This window comes from Ferdinandcohnia sp. SAFN-114 (genome assembly GCF_059415045.1).
On record NZ_JBPFDQ010000005.1, the window covers coordinates 1 to 21,179 of the forward strand.

20 protein-coding genes are annotated in these 21,179 nt (G+C 36.4%); 15 read left to right on the top strand and 5 right to left on the bottom strand.

The annotated features are described in order from the left end of the window. Positions 1-127: 127 nt before the first annotated feature. Positions 128-415, bottom strand: a complete 288-nt coding sequence (locus ACR65M_RS02445; protein WP_440272454.1) for a transposase — start codon at positions 413-415, stop codon at positions 128-130. A 146-nt stretch (positions 416-561) separates the two neighbouring features. Between ACR65M_RS02445 and ACR65M_RS02450 the strand changes: the two genes are divergently transcribed. The 7 genes from ACR65M_RS02450 (at position 562) to ACR65M_RS02480 (ending at position 8,148) form a co-directional block, all read left to right on the top strand. Further along, positions 562-1,716 (top strand): sensor histidine kinase, encoded by a 1,155-nt coding sequence (locus ACR65M_RS02450; RefSeq protein WP_440272455.1) that lies wholly within the window; start codon positions 562-564, stop codon positions 1,714-1,716. 188 nt (positions 1,717-1,904) lie between these two features. Next, positions 1,905-2,303: a methylglyoxalase gene (gene glxB / locus ACR65M_RS02455; RefSeq protein ID WP_440272456.1), complete on the top strand. Its 399-nt coding sequence runs from the start codon at positions 1,905-1,907 to the stop codon at positions 2,301-2,303. Positions 2,304-2,504: 201 nt separating this feature from the next. Further along, the gene (locus ACR65M_RS02460; RefSeq protein WP_440272457.1) at positions 2,505-3,353 is read left to right on the top strand and encodes a hypothetical protein; all 849 of its coding nucleotides are present in this window, start codon (positions 2,505-2,507) and stop codon (positions 3,351-3,353) included. 70 nt (positions 3,354-3,423) lie between these two features. Beyond that, complete coding sequence (locus ACR65M_RS02465; protein ID WP_440272458.1) at positions 3,424-4,359, top strand: ABC transporter ATP-binding protein; 936 nt, start codon at positions 3,424-3,426, stop codon at positions 4,357-4,359. Continuing rightward, positions 4,343-5,209, top strand: a complete 867-nt coding sequence (locus ACR65M_RS02470) for an ABC transporter permease subunit (protein WP_440272459.1) — start codon at positions 4,343-4,345, stop codon at positions 5,207-5,209. Before ACR65M_RS02465 ends, ACR65M_RS02470 begins: the two co-directional genes overlap by 17 nt. 151 nt (positions 5,210-5,360) lie before the next feature. Continuing rightward, complete coding sequence (dsdA, locus tag ACR65M_RS02475; protein WP_440272460.1) at positions 5,361-6,737, top strand: D-serine ammonia-lyase; 1,377 nt, start codon at positions 5,361-5,363, stop codon at positions 6,735-6,737. Between the two features lie 943 nt (positions 6,738-7,680). Continuing rightward, positions 7,681-8,148 (top strand): CBO0543 family protein, encoded by a 468-nt coding sequence (locus tag ACR65M_RS02480; RefSeq protein WP_440272461.1) that lies wholly within the window; start codon positions 7,681-7,683, stop codon positions 8,146-8,148. A gap of 42 nt (positions 8,149-8,190) precedes the next feature. Here ACR65M_RS02480 and ACR65M_RS02485 read toward each other — a convergent pair whose 3' ends face one another. Continuing rightward, on the bottom strand, positions 8,191-9,261 hold the full coding sequence (locus ACR65M_RS02485) for a metal ABC transporter solute-binding protein, Zn/Mn family (protein WP_440272462.1): 1,071 nt from the start codon (positions 9,259-9,261) through the stop codon (positions 8,191-8,193). A 562-nt stretch (positions 9,262-9,823) separates the two neighbouring features. Between ACR65M_RS02485 and ehuB the strand changes: the two genes are divergently transcribed. The 4 genes from ehuB to ehuA all read left to right on the top strand — a co-directional run bounded on the left by ehuB (position 9,824) and on the right by ehuA (position 13,099). Continuing rightward, the gene (gene ehuB / locus ACR65M_RS02490; protein WP_341331213.1) at positions 9,824-10,732 is read left to right on the top strand and encodes an ectoine/hydroxyectoine ABC transporter substrate-binding protein EhuB; all 909 of its coding nucleotides are present in this window, start codon (positions 9,824-9,826) and stop codon (positions 10,730-10,732) included. A 222-nt stretch (positions 10,733-10,954) separates the two neighbouring features. Beyond that, positions 10,955-11,617: an amino acid ABC transporter permease gene (locus ACR65M_RS02495; RefSeq protein ID WP_440272501.1), complete on the top strand. Its 663-nt coding sequence runs from the start codon at positions 10,955-10,957 to the stop codon at positions 11,615-11,617. A gap of 14 nt (positions 11,618-11,631) precedes the next feature. Beyond that, complete coding sequence (gene ehuD, locus ACR65M_RS02500; RefSeq protein ID WP_440272463.1) at positions 11,632-12,336, top strand: ectoine/hydroxyectoine ABC transporter permease subunit EhuD; 705 nt, start codon at positions 11,632-11,634, stop codon at positions 12,334-12,336. Next, on the top strand, positions 12,329-13,099 hold the full coding sequence (ehuA, locus tag ACR65M_RS02505) for an ectoine/hydroxyectoine ABC transporter ATP-binding protein EhuA (protein WP_121448097.1): 771 nt from the start codon (positions 12,329-12,331) through the stop codon (positions 13,097-13,099). Before ehuD ends, ehuA begins: the two co-directional genes overlap by 8 nt. Positions 13,100-13,347: 248 nt before the next feature. On the opposite strand, the gene ACR65M_RS02510 is transcribed toward ehuA, so the two are convergent. Beyond that, on the bottom strand, positions 13,348-13,521 hold the full coding sequence (locus tag ACR65M_RS02510) for an aspartyl-phosphate phosphatase Spo0E family protein (RefSeq protein WP_341331216.1): 174 nt from the start codon (positions 13,519-13,521) through the stop codon (positions 13,348-13,350). 341 nt (positions 13,522-13,862) lie between these two features. Here ACR65M_RS02510 and ACR65M_RS02515 point away from each other — a divergent pair, with 341 nt between their 5' ends. Beyond that, a complete protein-coding gene (locus tag ACR65M_RS02515; protein ID WP_440272464.1) occupies positions 13,863-14,678 on the top strand; it encodes an undecaprenyl-diphosphate phosphatase in 816 nt (271 codons plus the stop codon). Between the two features lie 846 nt (positions 14,679-15,524). On the opposite strand, the gene ACR65M_RS02520 is transcribed toward ACR65M_RS02515, so the two are convergent. After that, positions 15,525-16,529 carry a DUF3231 family protein gene (locus ACR65M_RS02520; protein WP_440272465.1) on the bottom strand — a complete coding sequence of 335 codons (1,005 nt, stop codon included), beginning with the start codon at positions 16,527-16,529 and terminating at the stop codon, positions 15,525-15,527. Between the two features lie 67 nt (positions 16,530-16,596). After that, positions 16,597-17,022, bottom strand: a complete 426-nt coding sequence (locus ACR65M_RS02525; protein WP_440272466.1) for a hypothetical protein — start codon at positions 17,020-17,022, stop codon at positions 16,597-16,599. Positions 17,023-17,177: 155 nt separating this feature from the next. On the opposite strand from ACR65M_RS02525, the gene ACR65M_RS02530 reads away from it, so the two are divergent. The 3 genes from ACR65M_RS02530 to ACR65M_RS02540 all read left to right on the top strand — a co-directional run bounded on the left by ACR65M_RS02530 (position 17,178) and on the right by ACR65M_RS02540 (position 20,536). Then, on the top strand, positions 17,178-18,266 hold the full coding sequence (locus ACR65M_RS02530; RefSeq protein ID WP_440272467.1) for a DUF3626 domain-containing protein: 1,089 nt from the start codon (positions 17,178-17,180) through the stop codon (positions 18,264-18,266). A 44-nt stretch (positions 18,267-18,310) separates the two neighbouring features. Beyond that, positions 18,311-18,880 carry a dihydrofolate reductase family protein gene (locus tag ACR65M_RS02535; RefSeq protein ID WP_440272468.1) on the top strand — a complete coding sequence of 190 codons (570 nt, stop codon included), beginning with the start codon at positions 18,311-18,313 and terminating at the stop codon, positions 18,878-18,880. A 219-nt stretch (positions 18,881-19,099) separates the two neighbouring features. Beyond that, positions 19,100-20,536: a serine hydrolase domain-containing protein gene (locus tag ACR65M_RS02540; RefSeq protein WP_440272469.1), complete on the top strand. Its 1,437-nt coding sequence runs from the start codon at positions 19,100-19,102 to the stop codon at positions 20,534-20,536. Positions 20,537-21,179 lie beyond the last annotated feature (643 nt).

Sequence of the window (21,179 nt, forward strand, 5' to 3'; positions counted from 1 at the left end):
TGTTTTTTCTGCCTATCACTTTTAGGTCGTTTTAGCCATTTAAAGTATCCACTTTTGGAAACTCCCAGAACGCTGCACATCTTCTCCACTCGGAAGTGGGAGCGGTTTTCATGAATAAATTCATATTTTACCGAGGGCTTTTCGCGAAGTAGTGCATCGCCTTTTTTAAGATTTCATTTTCCTCCTTTAGATCGCGTATTTCCTTCTGAAGGGCCTTTAATTCAGCCTCTTCTGATGAAAAAGATTTTACAGCCTTAATTTCTGGTTGCTGACCATACCTTTTCACCCAGCCATGTACAGTATTCTCGTTGACACCAATTTCTCTAGCTACCTGAGCTACAGCTTTATTGTTTTCACTGATATACTTTACTGTTTCAATTTTAAAAGCTTCATCGTATCGTTTACCTCTTGCCATACAGACACACCTCGTTATAGTTGATATATTTATTATAACAATCTGTGTCTACTTTTTAGTCTAGCATCATAACCTTCCGTCCGGTAGAAAGACTATACAATGACATAAGTATTGTGATGTGTATTCTTCTCATTCCACTATGGATAATGTTAGTGGATGACGTGTTTGAAAATATGACGAATATGTTCACCATCATCACCATTCCATTTGCGATTTTGGAATTAATATTGCTACTGCTCCTTGTGAAGCATGTAAAAAATAAAACACTTCTTAAGCACACATTGATCTATACAATCATCTACAAACTTGTGAAATTTTTTGGTGATGTCTATAAAAGCGGAAGCATTGCTGTAAAAACCGTATTAGTTGTAATTGGCTATCCACTATTGATCGCTATTACTTTTTTCATGTTTCCAATTACAATTGGGCTTGTCGCTTGGTTTGCTTATAAAAAGGTCAAGGCCTTCCAAAACATTCAAAAAGGAATCGAGATTGTCAAGGATGGTAATCTTCATCATCGAATCGAGGTTGTCGGAAATGGAGAATTTGCAAAACTTTCATCAAATGTCAACAGCATTACGGATGGGTTGAAAAAAGCGGTAGATAGTGAGTTGAAAAGTGAACGATTAAAAACAGAGCTTATTACCAATGTCTCACATGATATTAGAAATCCGTTAACTTCGATAATCACGTACGTAGATTTATTAAAACATGAAAAAGATCAAGTAAAAGCAAGTGAATATTTAGAAGTACTTGATCAGAAAGCACAAAGGTTAAAACTGCTAACAGATGATTTATTTGAAGCATCGAAAGCATCTAGTGGAAATATTCCAGTACAACTAGATAAAATTGATATTGTGTCATTAATTACCCAAGGTCTTGGGGAAGTGAATGATAAGATAGAAGCAATGGACTTAAATATTAAGCTGAATCATCCAGACTATAAAGTATATGTTACTGCTGATGGGAAATTATTATGGAGGTCCATCGAGAACATCTTATCGAATATTTTTAAATATGCACTTGAACGATCAAGGGTAGATATAGATATTGAGGACATGGACAATGATATCCGAATCAGCTTTAAAAACATCTCAGCCTATGAGTTAAATATCACTGCAGACGAATTAATGGAGCGTTTCAAAAGAGGCGATGAATCCAGAAACAGTCAAGGTAGCGGATTAGGACTCTCGATTGCGAGAAATCTTATTGAACTTCAAAAAGGCAGATTTACCATACACGTTGATGGAGATTTATTTAAGGCGATAATCAATTTACCTAAATTTGAGCCTAATGAATAAACGGTAGTTACAAACAATAGACAAATTTATTTATGGGTTGATTCTATTACAAAGTGTGCATCATATTGAAGATAGACCTCATTTCAACCATTCTGATAAAAATGTTATGATATATTGGCAACAGGATTCTTTGATTGTTGACAATAACCAAGATTTTTTCATAGGAAATATCGATGGAGGTAAACAGGATGAAAATCATAGTGACTAGTTTATTTGTAGAGGATCAAGATAAGGCACTGAAGTTCTATTCTGAGACTCTGGGGTTTGTAAAAAAGCATGACGTTCCCGTGGGAGAATTTAGATGGATCACAGTTGTATCTCCCGAAGATCAGCAAGGTACTGAGCTTGTGCTCGAACCAAATAACAATCCCACTGCCAAAGAGTATCAACAAAAGTTATATGCTGAAGGCATCCCAGCTACTATGTTTGGAGTAGAAAATATTCAAACTGAATACGAACGATTAAAGGAGCTTGGTGTGAAGTTTACAAAGGAACCGACAAATGCTGGTCCAGTAACAATAGCTGTCTTCGATGACACTTGCGGAAACCTTATTCAAATCGCTCAGCAGAACAACCTGAATAACTAAAAAGCACCATTTGAACAATGAAGTATATTTTAGATATAGCTAAAGACTAGGAAAAGATAAATTCCTAGTCTTTTTTTTTGAAATTTATTTGGTGAATCGATAATAATATATTAATGATAATTAAATATTTATTGAAAAACAATAAATAATATCTTATAATCAATCTAACGAATAAACAAAGTTTGAAAGGAATGGAGTACATTGAAAACTAAAACAAAACGTTTACTTATTAGTGGGGTTACAGCAGCCGCTATTTTTAGCTCATTTGCAATTCCTCAAGTTCGAGTAGAAGCTAATGAATTTTTATCATTATTTCGTGTGAATCAACTTGAGATGGTGAAGTTGACGCAAAGTGATATTAGTGAAATTGAGAATTGGGTTCGTGAAAATAAAGAAGGTTCGTTAGACTTGGCGGGAATTGGAAAACTCGAAATGTCTGAGATAGCAGGGGAGCCGAAGTTCTTTGATACGTATCAATCAGCTGTAGAAGCTGGCTACTCTGTGCCTGAATTAGGAGAATATGAGGTTGAAGCAGTAAGTGTGACTCCAGCAACAACTATTACCTTTACTTTAAACGTCGAAAAAGCAAATCAACTATTATCTCAATTAGGTTCAGAACAACAATTCGAAGCAGTTTTAGATAAACAATCGTTTTCTGTTTCAACCTTTGATGCAATAGAAACGGATTACACGCAGAACGAGCAACATATCAGATATATGCGTACAAAATCTCCAGAAATCCAAGTTCCTGAAGGAGTTTCGGTAGATGAGTTAAAAGCTACACTGCTATCTCTACCATTTTTACCTGAAAATGTGAAGACACAGCTCGCAGACATCGATCATATTGAGACGACATTGCCTATTCCTCATGTAGAAAGAGAAGGTTCTACCATGACTGAAGTTCGTGTAGGAAATGCTCCTGGATTTGTAGTAGAAAGTAAAGAGGACTCCTATATGGTATGGCAGGAAAATAGCAATATCCATGTTATCTATACTCAAAGTAAAATGGGTGCAGAGGAACTAATGGAATTAATTAAAAAAATGAAGTAAATGATTTGAAGAGTTCAGAGTGATTTAGGTTACTCTGAACTTTTCTTAATAAACAACAAGGAGGAAGAGAATGAACGTTATCCAAACGAGTTCTTTAACGAAAACGTACAATGGAAAAGGTGGAATATCTGATGTAACTTTGTCGGTAGGGGAAGGAATGGTATACGGTTTTTTAGGACCGAATGGTTCTGGGAAAAGCACGTTCGTTCGTACACTTCTTGGGTTACTACGCCCTACAAGTGGTGAAGGTTATATTCTTGGAGAACCGATTGGAACGACAAAATCACGGGAACAAGTAGGATATCTGCCAGAGTTATTTCGTTACCCAGATTGGTTAACTGGTAGACAATTGTTACAAAGTCATGCTGAATTATGTAGGATACCAGTTCGTGAGCGAAACAAACGAATTGATGAAGTCATCGAGTTAGTTGGAATGACAGGAAGAGAGAATGGTAAGATTAGTGGATTTTCAAAGGGAATGTCTCAACGGATTGGCCTTGCTTGTGCTATATTAAATGATCCGAAGGTAGTCTTTCTTGATGAACCAACATCTGCACTTGACCCAATAGGACGCAAAGATGTCAGAGACCTTATGGTATATCTGCGAGACCAAGGTAAAACAGTGTTCTTAAATAGTCATTTGTTGTATGAAGTAGAGTCAGTGTGTGATCATGTTTCGATTGTTCATCAAGGTGAGATGGTTGTACAGGGACCATGGAGAGAGTTAATGATGACGGAAGCAAAAGTGGAGGTTGTAACGGATAAACCAATAAATGCCTCAATGCCGTCATTTGTGACACGTTATCAGAAAATAAAAGTTGAAGAGGGTCGAACAAGATGGGGTTTGCAACTTGAGCTTGAATCCGATATACCAAGACTCATTCAATTCTTAGCTTCAAACCAAGTTTCAATCTTTGAAGTGAAACCCATAATCCCTCATTTAGAGGATGTTTTCATGTATTGGGTGAACCAGAAAAAGGAGAACGCTTATGTGGACAATCAGTAAATTAACCTTTAAAGAAATGGTATCAAAGCGAATCTTTTTAATTACGATTATTATGACGCTCATATTTCTGGCTCTTTACGGTACGGCTATTTATTTTATTGGTAAGGAAACACCGGGAGCGGGGAATAACGCTGGAACACAAGCCTTCTTAATGCAGCAGTTCGTAGCTTCACAATTTTTGGGTGTCGGACTTTATTTCTCATCATTTATCATTGCTCTTCTTACAATATTGTCTAGTGTTAGTGCTATTTCAGGCGAAGTAGCAAGTCACCAAATTGATACTTGGTTAATGCGCCCAATATCTAGAGCTAGATTTGTTTTGGGCAAATTTATAGGATTAGGTTTACTCTTAATCTCTTACGCTATCGGATTATTTTTTAGTATTATCCTCATTCACCAAGGAATTGGAACGGAGTGGATGGATTTAGACTTTATGCCAATGCAGATACTGAAAGCTGTGAGTGTATTTGCGATTCAGCCATTTGTCTTGATTGCATTTGGATTATTTTTAAGTACACGAATGACTACCTTGAATGCAGGCATTGTTTCCATAATCTTATATGGCGCGGCGTTTATAGGAGGTTTTATTGAACAATTTGGTGCACTAATCGAAAAAATGACACTTGTAAATATCGGGATCGTGATGAGTCTCGTATTTCCAATCGATTCAATCTATCGTAAAATGACAATCTTATTATTTGATACGACGGATAACCCATTGTCTATGGCACAAGGTGGGATGTTCACGAGTATCTCAAATCCTAGTAATGTGATGATTTGGTATGCATTGTTATATGGAGTACTTATTGTGGTACTTTCAATTTATAGTTTTAAAAAGCGGGATGTATAGTCAATGATAAACTACAATTGATATAAAACCGATTTTCCAAACGGGAAATCGGTTTTATTTATTGACGATTTGTTCAACCTCTTCTAAATTAAAGTAAATACATTCTGTTACTCTATACATATATAGCTACCAATTTCAAAGGGGTGTTGAGATGGATACGATATTAGGAAAAACAATAGACGAATGGATACAAACTTATCCATTATTAGAAAAACTCCTGCTAACAGAGGAAGTGTTTTGGAACAATCCAAAGTACATAGATTTTGAAAGAGCGATTCAACATGTTTCTTTAGGAATCGAGGATGTCCGTGATGCGGAAGAGAGGTTAAAGAGATTTTCATCATATCTTGCAAGTGCTTTTCCAGAAACGAGGGAAATGAATGGAATTATCGAATCGCCTTTAAAAGAAATTCCTGTGATGCAGCGTTCCCTTGAGAGTTTGTTTACTGAAAAAATAGAAGGAAAACTGCTCTTAAAATGTGATAGTCACCTACCGATTTCTGGCTCAATTAAAGCAAGGGGCGGTATTTATGAGGTTTTGAAGCATGCAGAAGATTTAGCCTTAGATAATAATCTTCTATCTACTGATGATGATTATAGCAAACTGGACAGTGATACCTTTACACAGTTCTTCTCCAAGTATTCTATCGTTGTGGGTTCTACTGGGAATTTAGGATTAAGTATTGGAATTATAAGTGCAAAGCTAGGTTTTAACGTAACGGTTCATATGTCAGTCGATGCAAAACAATGGAAAAAAGCTCTGCTCCGGAGTAAGGGTGTAACAGTAGTCGAACATGAATTAGACTATAGTGTTGCAGTTGAACAGGGGAGAAAACAGTCTGAGGAAGATCCTAATAGTTATTTTATTGATGATGAAAATTCGACCAATTTATTCTTAGGATATGCCGTTGCAGCATCAAGACTTAAAAAACAATTGGAAACGATGAATATTACCATTGATGAAAATCGTCCATTGTTTGTGTACCTTCCTTGTGGAGTTGGTGGCGGGCCAGGTGGTGTGGCTTTTGGTCTAAAGCTACTTTTCAAAAATCATGTCCACTGTTTTTTTGCCGAACCGACGCATTCACCTTGTATGTTATTAGGCTTATTAACCGAGCAACATGATAAGATTTCAGTCCAAGATTTTGGCATCGATAACAAAACGGCTGCTGATGGCTTAGCTGTTGGCAGGCCTTCGGGCTTTGTTGGCAAAACATTGGAGCAGTTAATTAGTGGGGTCTATACGGTGGAAGACGATCAGTTATTTGCTTATCTCAGTATGTTGTCTCAAACAGAAAATATCTACTTGGAACCCTCTGCATTAGCGGGAATAGCTGGCCCAGCTCGATTGTTTGCTGAACCAGAAGGAAGACTTTATATCATGAAAAATAATTTAACAGAAAAAATAAAGGATGCTGTTCATATATCATGGGCAACGGGAGGCAGCATGGTTCCAAAAGAAATCATGGATCCCTATGTAGAACGAGGGATAAAGGTACTAAATTCGAAACGTCAAAGAAATAAATAAAATATTTCTTATAAGCATTTTTTAACGTCCCTTAATACAGCCTATTACAAGGCTTTTTTCGTAAACTTTGTTGCTCCTTTATCCGATTTGTGCAGAGGATATATTATTGTCCATCCAGTGATTTCAGTGGATGGTACGAGATCCTCGAAAATGCTGGCATTTTCTTCGTGCGGTGTATGTTCAAGGAAGCAAATTCAACGTCCCGCGGGAATAGCGTGCAAGAAGAGACCCCGCAGTGACATAACGACTTGTCCAGTTGCAGCGGCTAGAAACTCGAGAAATTTCAACTCCTCCTTCAGAGGCAAAATACGCCTCTTTGTCGGAGTCTCCGACGCACAGGACGTGCTAGTGCCGACTTCGCCACAGGACGTGGCGCTTTAGTCGGCCAATTTTCTCGTTTCTGTGCAAGCCGCCTTCACATTTCGTTGAGGAGGCTTGCGGATCGCCCGCGGAAAGCGAGTACCAGGAGCGGAAATCACTCTACATTTAAAAGAAATAATCTTTTAGAAAAGAGCCTGATACAAAGGCATAGATAAGTGAATATTAGTGGGTTTTATTGTGGAATATAAGTAGCCTAAAATGAAAAAGAGGATCAGAAAATGCTAAAGTTTGTAAATCCTAAATACGAATTTTTAGGTTTGAATATATTCAAATTTCTCAAGCAATCAGTAAACAAATTCTAATTATTAAAGAGCATTACAAAAAAAGTAATGCTTTCTTTTTTTACATAAAATAGTAATAAAGTCCCATATATTACCTTTTTATATGAATATAGTAAAAAAGTTATATTTTATATAGTAATTTTGCCTAATTTCTATAGACAAGCACAAAAAGTATAGCTAATATAAAATATGGAATATAAAGAAGATTGAGATTATTTGAGTAACAACACCTAGAACACCCACCTATAATGATCTTGCTCTGGAAAAGGGTGAGGTATATATTGATAGAAATAATAATCCTTTTATCTTCATGGATAATAGGAATCTTATTATTCTGTTTTTTAGTACCAGTTTCGAAACTTCGCTTAGCCATTATTGGCTTTCTTATTATGCAAACAATCACATGGCCATTAGGCTTTCTTGTATCCGAGTTTAATTTGATCAGTTATCCAGTTCGTCTCTTTGATGATGCAGCTCGAACTAGTTTTACATTTGAATACTTTGCGTTCCCAATCGTTAGTGCATTATATAATTTATATTATCCACGAAAATCAAAGTTAAGAGGACTTTTATTTACAAGTATAATAGTTTCTTTATTAACAGGTATAGAAGTGATACTTGAAAGATATACAGATACAATTGAATATATAAATTGGAGATGGTATTGGAGCTCGATTTCCATGTTTATTACATTATATATTTCGTTGGGGATATGGAAATGGTTTAACAAAAAAAGCGCTGACAAGTAGATTTACATAGCATAAGTCCCAAAGGACCTATGCTATTTTTGATTAATGCAAAGCTGTTTTCAATGTTTCTAGATTTTGTCTCATAATGCTAAAATAATCAGCATTGTTTTTAATATCCTCTTCTGTAGCTGATTCCAGGTTATGGAGAGTTAGAGCTTCTGCGTTGATTTCGTTTTTTACCATTTCAGAAACTTTTGAAGTAAGATTTTGCTCAAATATCACAAACTTGATGTTATGTTCTTTTGCTAGGTTAATAATGCGTGTTAAATCCTTTTGGGTAGGCTCATTTGTGGGAGATAATCCGGAAACACTAATTTGCTTTATACCATACCTTGATTCCCAATAACCGTAAGCTGCATGGGATACTACTATTTCTTTCCTAGAAGACTCGTTCACAACTTCCATGAATTCTTGGTCTAATAAATGCAAGTTTTTTACTAGTCCATCAAAATGTTTTTCAAAGTCTTTTTTAGCCTCTGGTTTTAATTCCTCAAGTATATGAAGAATATTTTCAGCCAACTCTCGAGCTAAAAGAGGATCTAACCAAACATGTGGATCAACATTTCCATGATGATGGAGATCTTCCGTACCAGTATCACTGTCAACTTGTACCTCGTGTTCATCATGGCTGTTGCTTTTTTCAATATTTGAATCAAATTGGTGGTGGTCGTGTTCAGTTTCAGTTATCTCCTCATCATTAAGTAATTCGTATTCTTCTTGTGCTTTCGAAAGTTCCATATTTTGCGTAGCCTTAACCAATTGCACCTTTTCATTTTCGAATGTTTTAATGGCTGCATCAATGAAGCCTTCTACACCTGCACCAACATAAATAAGAGCATCCGCTTCCGCAATCCTTACCATTGTTTTTGGAGTGGGTTCGAATGTGTGAGCGTCAGCACCTGTAGGGAACACACTTAAAACCTCTACATGTTCACCACCAATTTTTTCTGTAAAATCCTGTAATGGAAAGACTGTGGTGTAGATTTTAAGACGTTCAGATGGTGTAGGAGTGTTTTTTGCTTCAATTATACCCGTTTTGTTTTCTTGGACACACCCAAACAAAAATGTGGTTGCTAATAAAACGAAAAATGCAATACCGTGCTTAATTTTCATCAATTTCCCTCTCAATCATAATCATTCCGATTTACTCGGTATATGTAAAATGTATATCGTAATCATTACGATTAATAAACTAAAAAAAATGAATGTTCATTTTACTTGGTGCATTTATTAGGCTCTTTGATTTCAACAAATCGTAATGATTTCGATTTACTTAAATAATATTACGATAGAATTTAAAAACTTTCAAGTAAAATTTTGAAGTGGAAATGATTTATTATTTTTTCAAGAATAGGAGATTCTTACTTTTCTATTATTTATAGAGACTGGTGGCCATGGCTTGTAGCAGGTGCTTTCAATTTTGAAGCATTTGTTACCATTTATGAATCTAAAGGAGCATGTTTACATAATCCCCTAGTCAGCAGTCCATAACATGAATAATCCCAATATATCCCGAATTATCCAATAATATGGCATTTGAGCAAGTATTCAAAAAAGATATACAATTTTATATGACGTCATTGTTCGTGGTACTTTCGTTTCAAAAATCAATTTGAACAAGTATTGCCAATCAGAATCTTTTCTAGAATAAAAAACTCAGGGGGTATATAGGTACATGAAAAAAACATTATCAATTTTATTTTTAGTATTTATCATGGGAATGATGACAGCTTGTGGAACCGGTCAGGAAGCAGGTGGATCAACTGAGGGAGGAAAGTCTAGTAGTGATTCTTCAAGTTTACTAGAAGAGCTGAAAGAAAAAGGAACCGTTAGAATTGGTTTTTCAAATGAACCGCCATATGCTTATCAAGATGCTAAAACAGGAGAATTAAAAGGAGCAGCCGTTGAGATTGCTACAAAGGTTTTTCACAATATGGGAATTGAAAATGTAGAAGGTCAAATTGCAGAGTGGAATCAACTCATTCCAGGAGTAAAGGCTGGCAAATTTGATGTCATCACAGCAGGAATGGCAATTTTGCCAGAACGTGCAGAACAAGTGCAATTTGGTGAACCGGAAATTCAATATGGCGAAGGTTTAATTGTTGAAAAAGGAAATCCATTAGATCTTCATAGTTACACGGATATTGCTAATAATCCTGATGTAGTTGTGGCGGTCATGTCTGGGACAACTGAAATAGAGTTTTTAACTGAAATGGGTGTTAGTGAAGACCAGATTCTTGAGGTTGCTGACATTCCAGCTACATTCTCAGCTGTGCAATCAGGTCGTGCTCAAGCGACAACAGGGACAGAAATGACGGTGAAAATGGCCTTAGAATCTTCTGATCAAGATGCATTAGAATTTGTGGAAGATTTTGAGCAACCTGATATCAAGGGTGTACCAAGTTATGGTGCAGCTGGCTTTGCAAAAGGTAACGATGAACTCGTAGAGGCATACAATGCAGAACTGAAGAAGCTTAAAGAAAGTGGAGAGATTCTTGATCTCATTACCCCATCTGGTTTTGGTGAAGGCAACCTTGTTCCAAACGATTTAACAACGGAACAAGTGATTGAAAGTTTAAAATAACACGGGGAAAAGTCGACAGGTCTCCCAATGGGGGATCTGTTTTTTAGTGGGTTTGGTTTGAATCAAGATTTGGATAGTTATAGCAGGATTGTGCGATATAAAATTCAATTCCGTGAAATAAAAAACATTTCCGATGCACAAAACGTAATTCCGAAGATTAACGCGCAATTCCATGAAATAAAACGCAATTCCACAGGTTTAATCAAAAACGAGGTGATTCCAATTAGTCAAATAGGTGAGATCTTTTCAATTTTACTTCAAGGTTTGAATATTACGATTACGATATTAGTTACATCTGCATTCTTCTCCTTTCTAGTTGCTTTTTTAGCAGGGTTTGGTCGATTATCGAAGAATATCTTTATCCGAAAATTTTCAGGTTTTTTCGTCGAAATTTTCCGTGGCACTTCTTTAATCATTCAATTGTTTTGGTTTTTCTATGCATTGCCAATTTTGTTTGGGATTGATTTAGGTTCTGAATTTTGGGCTTGTGTGATTGCCATTTCAATGAATTATGGTGCCTATATGTCAGAAACCGTTCGTGGTTCCATTCTATCCGTTGCACACGGACAAACAGAGGCAGCGATTGCTCTGAATATGTCACGCTTTCAGAGGATGAGAATTGTCATTTTGCCGCAAGCGGTACGGATGATGCTTCCGGAATTCGGCAATTATTTGATACAAATGTTAAAGGCAACCTCTCTCATATCACTCGTAGGCTTGGCTGATATTGTGTATAAAGGCCAACTTTATACAAATACCAATCTTTCTTCTACGCCTACTGTCTACTTACTAATTCTAGTATTCTATTTTATTATCGCCTTACCTTTAATTGGTTTAACGAAGTGGGCGGAAAAACAATCATCGAAGGGAGTGGCTAGTGAATAATGTGGGATTGGAATATGTTTTTTGGATCACTTCCGATGATTTTTAAAGGGTTGTGGGTGACCCTTGGGGTAACAATTGCCTGTTATCTTTTTGCGATGGTGTTTGGTTTTGTTTGGGTTACTCTTAAACGAATCCCGTTTAAACCCTTTCAGTGGGTTGTGTCATTTGTGCTTGAGTTTATTCGTTCGACACCGCCACTTGTGCAATTGTTTTTCTTGTTTTTTGGGTTACCGATGGTTCCATATGTAGGCGTGAGTTTAAGTCCATTTACTGTTGCGGTGTTAGGACTAGGGGTTCACTACAGTACATACATCTCTGAAATCTATCGTTCTGGTATTCAATCTGTTGATAAAGGGCAATGGGAAGCCTCAATTGCTTTAAATATGTCTGTGAGGGATAGATGGACAAAGGTCATCCTTCCACAAGCCATTCCTCCGATCATCCCAATGCTGGGGAATTATTTAATCATCATGTTCAAGGAGGTCCCATTGACATCGACAGTTGGGGTTGCAGGCATGTTGCTTATGGCGGATAAATTTGGTGCAAGGAATTGGGCGTATTTAGAACCATATACATTCGTGGCTATTTTCTTCCTGCTATTAAGTTATCCATCAGCAATCTTAATCAAAAAATTAGAAAACAAGATGAACCGACGATTTGATAAGAAAGATCCAACAGGAGCTAAAAATGTAAAAAAGGGAGTGGCTATCGATGGCTGAGCCGATTGTAACCTATAAAAATGTGACGAAATCTTTCGATGAGGTCGATGTCTTAAAAGGAATTAACTTAGATATCGCACCTGCTGAAAAGATTGCACTGATCGGACCGAGCGGGTCTGGTAAAACGACGATTATTCGGTTATTGATGACATTGGAAGAACCAACTTCAGGGGTCATTGAGGTAAATGGCCAAAACCTCTGGCAGATGGAGAAAAAAGGTGAATTAGTTAGAGCTAATGAAAAGCACTTAAGGCAGATTAGAGGAGATATCGGAATGGTATTCCAGCACTTTAATTTGTTTCCGCATATGACAATCTTAGAAAATTGTATGACGGGTCCTATTAATGTGAAGGGAGAATCCAAGGAAGAGGCGAAGAAGAATTCAATCGAAATGTTAGAAAAAGTTGGTCTAGGTGATAAATTGGAAAACTATCCGAATCAGCTATCAGGTGGTCAAAAACAACGGGTAGCGATGGCACGCGCACTCGTCATGCGCCCAAAAGTGATGCTTTTTGATGAAGTAACCTCAGCCCTTGACCCAGAGTTAGTAGGTGAAGTACTGGAAGTGATCCGTGAAATCGCCAAAGAAGGAGAAATGGCAATGGTCTTGGTCACCCATGAAATGGATTTCGCACGTGACGTCGCAGACCGAATTATTTTCTTAGAAAACGGCGTAATCGCCGAACAAGGAACACCCGAAGAAGTCCTAGAAAATACCGAAAGCGAACGCCTTCAACAATTCCTAAGTCGCTTCCGATCTTGAAATGGGTCACGGGGACAGGTCCCTCGTCCCAAACCATATAGGACCAATCTATTAAAAATAATAGGAAAAGAGTTAGAGTTGTAGATCCGAGATGATAGGCAACTCTTTTTCTTATTTGAGTAATTATCGCAGAAGGTGAATTGAAGTTTTATAATAGAAGACTTTAGCTAATAGAATTAGTTGGGAAAAATAAATTGGTGTCACGATTGAATGACATTTGGTAGTTGAAGTTGGACACCATGCGGATATTAATTTTTATAGTTATTAAAAACATTTAATAGTTTATCAAGTTCTTGACTGCATTTAATTGTCTCTGTATTTAAAAGTCCATTTGAACTAGCAAGGCGGATCATTTCATCTCTTTTTCGAACGATTGATATAATAATAGATTCCCTATTAAACTGCGTATTTTCCTGTAACAATTTCTACACCTCTTTATTTATTTAACGCTTCAAAAAAACAAATACAAACACTATTATGCAAATTTTTTTACATAATGAAAAGCCCTTCGACAAAATAAGTCAAAAGAAGATAAAACAGTATGTGACAAAAATGTGAAAAACTCCACTTTACATAATGAATTTTTTCAGGTTGATAGAGTTGTGAAGGGAGTTCATTTTAATTCATTAACTTTCGTGACAATAATGTTAGATTAGTCCGCTTAATTGTAAGATTAATCGATGGTTATTCTCATTTAAGTATATTATATTTAAGAATAGGTCCGATTGCGTCGACCTATTATTTGTTTTATGAGGAGGTAACAATGGGGGATCTGGATATCATATTAATAATCAAAATGATTATTGTTGGGTTAGTACAAGGCTTTACAGAACCAATTCCGGTGTCATCAAGTGGGCAAGTCATGATTGCTAGTGAAATTTTGGGGCTTGGTGAACAAGGATTTACTTTTGCTATCTTAACAAATACAGCTTCACTATTTGCGATACTTTTTATTTATCGAAAAGATATCGCAAGACTTGCAGTAAATTCAATTCTTTATGTAAAAACGAAAGATTTTCGTTATAAGAGTGACTTTCGGTTTGTTTTCTTTATTGTAATAGGCACTATCCCGGCAGGTGTTCTTGGGATATTATTAAGTGACTTTATAGCAGAAAATGTTAGTATGACGACGATTGCACTGATGCTTTTCATCACAGGGATTGCCTTGTGGTTAATACGCAATATGAAAGGGAATAAAGGCGAGAGTGATTTAACAATGAAGGATGCATTAATTGTTGGACTGGGGCAGGCTGTCGCATTAACACCAGGTATCAGTCGTTCAGGTGCAACCATTATTTCTGCCGTTGCTGTTGGAATGAAATCAGATACGGCTCTTCGATTTTCATTTATGTTGTATATTCCCGTGAGCCTCGGGGGAGTTATTCTTGGCATTTCTGATTTTTTAAACGAACCAAATAAAGCGGACTTAGCCATTCCGTATTTAGCTGCATTTATCGCAACACTGTTAATGACCTATATTGCGTTGAAGTGGTTTATGGGAATCATGAAAAGTGGGAAACTATCTTATTTTACATATTATTGTTTCTTAGTAGGGGCATTACTTCTCATTTTCTTCTAACGTTTATCTTATTTGAACGAAAGGTGCGATAATCCATTGAAGGGTTATCGCTTTTTTTGTTACAAGGAGACCGTTTGGATTGATGCAAACAGTTTTCTTATTCATCTTAAAAAAAAGGAAATTCGCTAAAATAAGTAGAATTAGTAAAGCATAAATCATTAAAGACTAAAAGGGGAATTTCTGAGTCAATTTGTAGGAAGGGGTTTCACTTTACATGGATTATACAAGTTTGGTCGTGATGGCTATTGTATGGGGAGGTTTATTATTTTAATTTTTAGCTCCCATCCAAAGAAAATCGGAAACAGTAGCTCATAGAAAAGGAAAGTTGGCAAATGCGTTAAAACACAGTTTTGTTAACGTAACCTTTCATAAAAAAGCAATTTTAGCATTAATATTAATGGTGATTACTATATTTATCACTTTATGGTCTCAACAACAAAATGAATTGTATAACGAAATACACGGAATTAATTTGCAAACTCACCCCATAAATTTCACATTCGGGATAGTGATATATTCACTAATGATCTATTTGTTACATATTATTGGAAGAACCATAAAGTTCTAAAGAAAGAGGGGTTGAAGTGGATGTATTTCTTGGGATAACGATTTGTATTATAATAATCGGATTTGTTGTCTTGGCAATAATTAAAAGAAATATAGAAATGAGGAAACGCGCTTCTACTCAATCTTAGATTTGGTTGTAGGTGGAACAACAGCTTGGGGGATAGCGAGTATCGTGCTTATTATCTGGTCGTTTGGTTATCATTGAAAGGATATTACATACTATTTTGAGTACATAACAATGATCCAAAGAAAATAAGATGCCCCAGTTCAAGGACATCTTTACTTATTTTTTGCAATATCTTTTCGATTTGGAGCAAGTGGTGGTTGTTCAATCCATTTATTTTTAGACATGATATTAAACCACTCTTTGGTTATCATTAGATTTTTTAATATGATTTTTTCATAAGTTGCTGCGAGGTCAAATCTCATGGCAGAAGCTAGACCTGCACCGTGATAAGATTGTGCTGATTGCAGTAAGAAACCTATATGAAACATCATTAACTTATCGGAAAAAGGTGAATCTTGAGAGTTCGTGACCTCTGTTTCCCAGGACATGGGAACAGGCAAATTATCATCTTTAAGTAATTTACTCAGTGCTTGAATTTGTTGATCTGATGCCCTTTCTGCTTTCTCCAAAAATTTTCTAACTTCCAGTGATTGGGTTACTTGGCTAAATCCAATAGATAGTGACTTTTCCAGTATTTTCTTTTTTATATTAAGAGATAAAGCAATTATTTCTGTAGCAGCTAATGGCCGTTGATCTCCGAAAAAATCACCTAAGAATTTTTGACCTGAAACATATTCCGGTCCTTTTGCCGGATAAAAATAGGGGTCTCTTTGAAAATGTCCCTTTTCCAATAGTAATTCAATTGTTCTATTGTACATATTCATTCCATCATTACAACATGATTGATAAAAGTGTCTTAGGTCTTTTCTTACGGAAGAACTAAGGGCAGTAGAATGACCTAATATACCATGAAGGGTCATTATATGTAGATAGTGCAAACAGAAGATGTCAGAGAATAATCTTTTGGTCGTCTTATTAAGGTCAGAATCAGTAAATCCTATCGGAACAGGAAATTCTTGATTTTCAATGAATGTTTTTATTTGACTTTTTTGTGATGCGAAAATCTTAATGGCATCTTCAAATACCTCTTTAATTTTCTCATCTTCAATAATGGATAACATATATTTATTTACAGTATCAACAGCGGTTCCGTCTACATATTCTCCCCATAGCGTTCCTATTTCAGCCGACGTGAGTTTTAATTCTTCTTTATCCATTCCAATCACCTCTTGCTAATCTTTCCCTGAGTAAGATGTTTTTATAATGTACATGATTAAAGCGGAATTACTGTTCTGGATTAAAGTCCAATATTTCCAAGAGTTTTTCTGTGTTACCTTCGAAGGTTAAGAAAAATGGTTGGTTCTCGTCATTAAACAGCATTAAATATGGATCCTCTTGACTAGGTAGAATAATGGTTACTTCATCGACAAGGTCATCAAACCATTTATTTCTTATCATAATAGTTGGTTCTAATGGAATTCTTACCATGTATCCGTTAGAGGGAATAGGATTATATTTCGCATAAACGCCTGTTATTCCCTTAAGAAATTTCTCTACTTCTTGCTGTACATCTGCGTTGGTTAGTTGTACAGTTTTTATAACTTTGTCTTGATCTATATCTAATATTTGTATTTGCTGATTTGTTTGAGCAATACCACTTGTTGATAGTAATTGAAAAATAAAGAGAAAAACGAGTACCTTTTTTATCAATTTAACCACCTCTAATGTATTGTTCCCCAAAAAAGAAGGTAAACAACTAAATTTTCGAGAACAGTTAATAGTATGTACAGTAGGATGGGGAGAGGTTCTTTTTTGGAATTAAATTGCATATAAGTGAATCTCTATAATGGAAGGAGGAACTTCACGTGGGGAAACTAACGAGGGTTCAGCAGCTAGCTTTGGACTATATTACTAATTATGCAAAGAACCATAATCGTGAAGCTAATGAATTAATAAACCATATACTAAAAATGTCGAATATCCCAAGCACTGTTTTCAGAACAGCAGTCCTAAATTTGAAAAATTATGCACGAATTGGAATCCATTTTCATCCCGATCGGCCAGATTCAACGATGAAGAATGTTGCTGAAGCACTTCTAGAACAGGGAATATATAAAAGCCAATTCGAAACTCTAATATCAAATGGGAGTGTATCAGCTCTTCCAGGTGGCGAACGTGATCTTTGGGAAAAGCGAATGTTTGGAGGAGCCTATCAAACAGAGGGTACCACCAGTCATCAACGTCCAAAATATGGTGCATTGAATATAATGTTACATTCAGACGGGCCAGCTCCACGTTTTGGCTCATGCTACTTTCTTCTATACCCCAAAGTATCAACTCGTTCTACGTTTACGTACTTAGATTCTCACCAAGAACCTAAGGAGAAGGGGACTTATGAAGAGTTTAATATGATTCTTGCAGCACTCTTAGAGGAGACATTCTCTAGGGAATTTGCAATCGGAGAAAGAGAGCTAACACCAACAAAATTAATCGATCATTTATTGGTGAATCTTCAAAAAGGCGTAATAACCGACGAAAAAAAGGAACCAAAACGTAACCTTAATCATTACATAGAAGCCCAAGTCCATGGAGATATTTCACTTAAGGAAGACGTGGAAGTTCTTGTTGCGGACCCTTCTTTTAAAGAGACAAATATCGGAACCACCTTAGAAGAACTATGTCTTAAATATTCGATTGAATTATTGTGGCATAGAGGATTTGTACTTCAGGCAGTTGAAGTTCCTTCTAACTTCAGAGGCTCAGCCATGCCTTCACTAGCAGCCCGGATTGCACAAAATAATTGTATCAATGCGGCTATAATTGGTTGTGCCGTCATGGACCTTTACCGTAATCCTCAAAATTGGATCGACCGTGGTAGTTTCAGGGAGGTACTTCAGGAATTAAAACTTTTGTGGCATGTGCTAGTTAGATATGGAAAGCCATATGATATGTAGAATATAAGGGAAAGTGTCTATTTGAGAAGAAAGGATCGAGAACTATGACGAATCACACTAAACAGAGACGAATTATTCTAGATTTAGCAGTTACATTAGATGGCTTTATTGAGGGGAAAAACGGAGAAATAGATTGGTGCATTATGGACCCTGATATGAAATTTACTGATTTCTTAAATCAAATTGATACTATTTTATATGGTAGAAAAAGCTATGATTTATGGGGGCAGTATACTCCGCAAAATGGAGAGTCTGATTCTGAAAAGGAAATTTGGAAATTGGTTCATAGTAAAGAGAAATACGTGTTTTCCCGAACAAAAAAGACGGATGATCAAGTGAAATTTATAAATGAAAAGATCGTTGAAGAAATAAATGAATTGAAGAAAAAACCTGGTAAAGACATCTGGTTATATGGTGGAGCAAGTCTCATTACAACATTTATTAATTTAGGACTTGTTGATGAATTTAGGTTATCGATTCACCCAGTTGTATTGGGAGAAGGAAAACCTTTGTTTACTGATCTAAAACATAGGGTAAATTTAAAAATGGATCATACAAGATCGTTTTCATCTGGCGTTGTGCAAATAATCTATCATTTGAATGGAGAATCATAATATCTCTTACTTTAGAATGTAAGAAATGAAAAATAGATATGATTAGGAAGAAATTTAGGGAAAAAGTATAAAGAGAGCCAATTTAACACACTGCTACAAGGGAGGATCATCGAACGGATGGTCTTTTTATTTTTGGACATTGGATACTATGTAGTAATTATGAATGAATGTAACTCGACCAATTCAACCATAACGAATTCAATAATTTGGAGGATGATTATGTGTAAAAAAATAGGATTGATTCTTGTAATCATGAATTTTCTTTTCGTACCTGTATCAACTCAGGCAGCTCCATCACTTGATACAGCCGATGTTGACGAATACGTTTCAAATTATATAGAAAAAAATGGACTGCCTGGTGCAGCCATCGTAATCGTTAAGGATGGGAAAGTGATATACGAAAAAGGATATGGGCATGATTCTGAAGGCAACCCATTGACAGCAAAGTCAAAAATGGGGATTGCTTCTGGTACTAAGCCATTTACTGCATTTGCTGTTTTACAATTGGTTGATGAAGGGAAAATAAAGCTGGACGACCCAATCGTACAATACCTACCAGAGCTTACATTTGATGACGAAAGATGGAAGCAGATAACAGTACGACAATTATTAAGTCACACCTCTGGGGTGCCGAACCCGACCATTGTAGCCCAGGCGAATACATTAAAAGAGGGAGTAGAACGTTTCCATGATTGGAAGCTACAATCGGATCCAGGAAAGCAATATGCATACAGTAATGCAAACTACTGGACCCTGGCATTTTTAGTAGAAAAAATAAGCGGCATGACATTTAATGATTATTTAAATCAAAATGTATTCTTACCGATCGGAATGAACGATTCAATCTCATTAGTAAATTCAGAAGACATCGAAGAATATGGAATATCTCGTGGATTTGTCACCTTATATGGCAATGCAATACCTTGGACGGAGCTCGAAAAAATGTTTAGTGGTTCGGGAAGCATCTTTACAACAGCTAGTGATATGGGGAAATGGCTCTCAATGCATACGAGTGAAGGGAAAAATGAGAATGGGGAACCATTATTATCGCAAAAGTTACTAAAAGCATCGTATTCACCACAACCTGGAAGTGAAAAATATGGGCTTGGTTGGTCGATTAGCTCACCCAATATTAAACCAGCACGTATATCACATAGTGGATCCATATCTACCTTCCAATCTCAACAAGATATCGTGCCGAGTAGTGGTTACGCAGTTGCTGTATTACTTAATAGTTTCACAACTACTTTCGAACACTCGTATGAGATAAGTTCTGGTATCATACAATTGACGGAAGGATATGCTCCGGAATTAAAAGCCCCAACACCTAAAATCATTGATTATTCACTTGGTGTGTTGACACTGGTTTATTTGTTTTTAGGAATCAGAGGAATTCTAAGAAGTAAAAAATGGTCAGAAAAACGTAAAAAAAATGGAGCATGGCGATTCTATTTCCGATTGATTCCTCAATTGATACCTGTTGTGGGAATTGGCTGGTTATTATTTATTGTCCCGACTTTAAAGAATAACAGTTCCACGATTATTGATGCGTTTGGTCTGTTTCCTTCAGGGATGATTTTTTTGGTAATCACTTTTATCATTGGATTGGTACTCACAATTTTGAGAATTTACTATCGATTTAAGGTAATTGATTAATCAAAGGTATATTGCCAACCCATGTAAAACAAGAGTATGTTTCTAATGGTAAACTAGATAAATACATCCAAAATTTAAACTCAAAGATAAGGACTAACGTTACTAAATAACTGCAAACGGGTTAAATAAATGATTGCTTTGCCCAATGGGGTAAGGCTTTTTTATTATGGCTGTTTTCGTAAACTTTGTTGCACTTTGATCCGATTGTGTAAAGGATATATTAATGTCCATCTTAGTGATTTCAGTGGATGGTACGAGATCCTCGAAAGTGCAAGCATTTTCTTCGTGCGGTGTAGCTTCGAGGAAGTAATTCAACGTCCTGCGGGTATAGCGAGCCAAGCGAGACCCCGCAGTGACATAGCGACTTGTCCAGTTGCAGCGGCTAGAAACTCGAGAAATTTCAACTCCTCCTTCAGAGGCAAAATACGCCTCTTTGTCGGAGTCTCCGACGCACAGGACGTGCTAGTGCCGACTTCGCCACAGGACGTGGCGCTTTAGTCGGCCAATTTTCTCGTTTCTGTGCAAGCCGCCTTCACATTTCGTTGAGGAGGCTTGTGGATCGCCCGCGGAAAGCGAGTGCCAGGAGCGGAAATCACCTACATCTAAAAGCAACAATCTTTTAGAAAAAAGCCTTTATTATAAA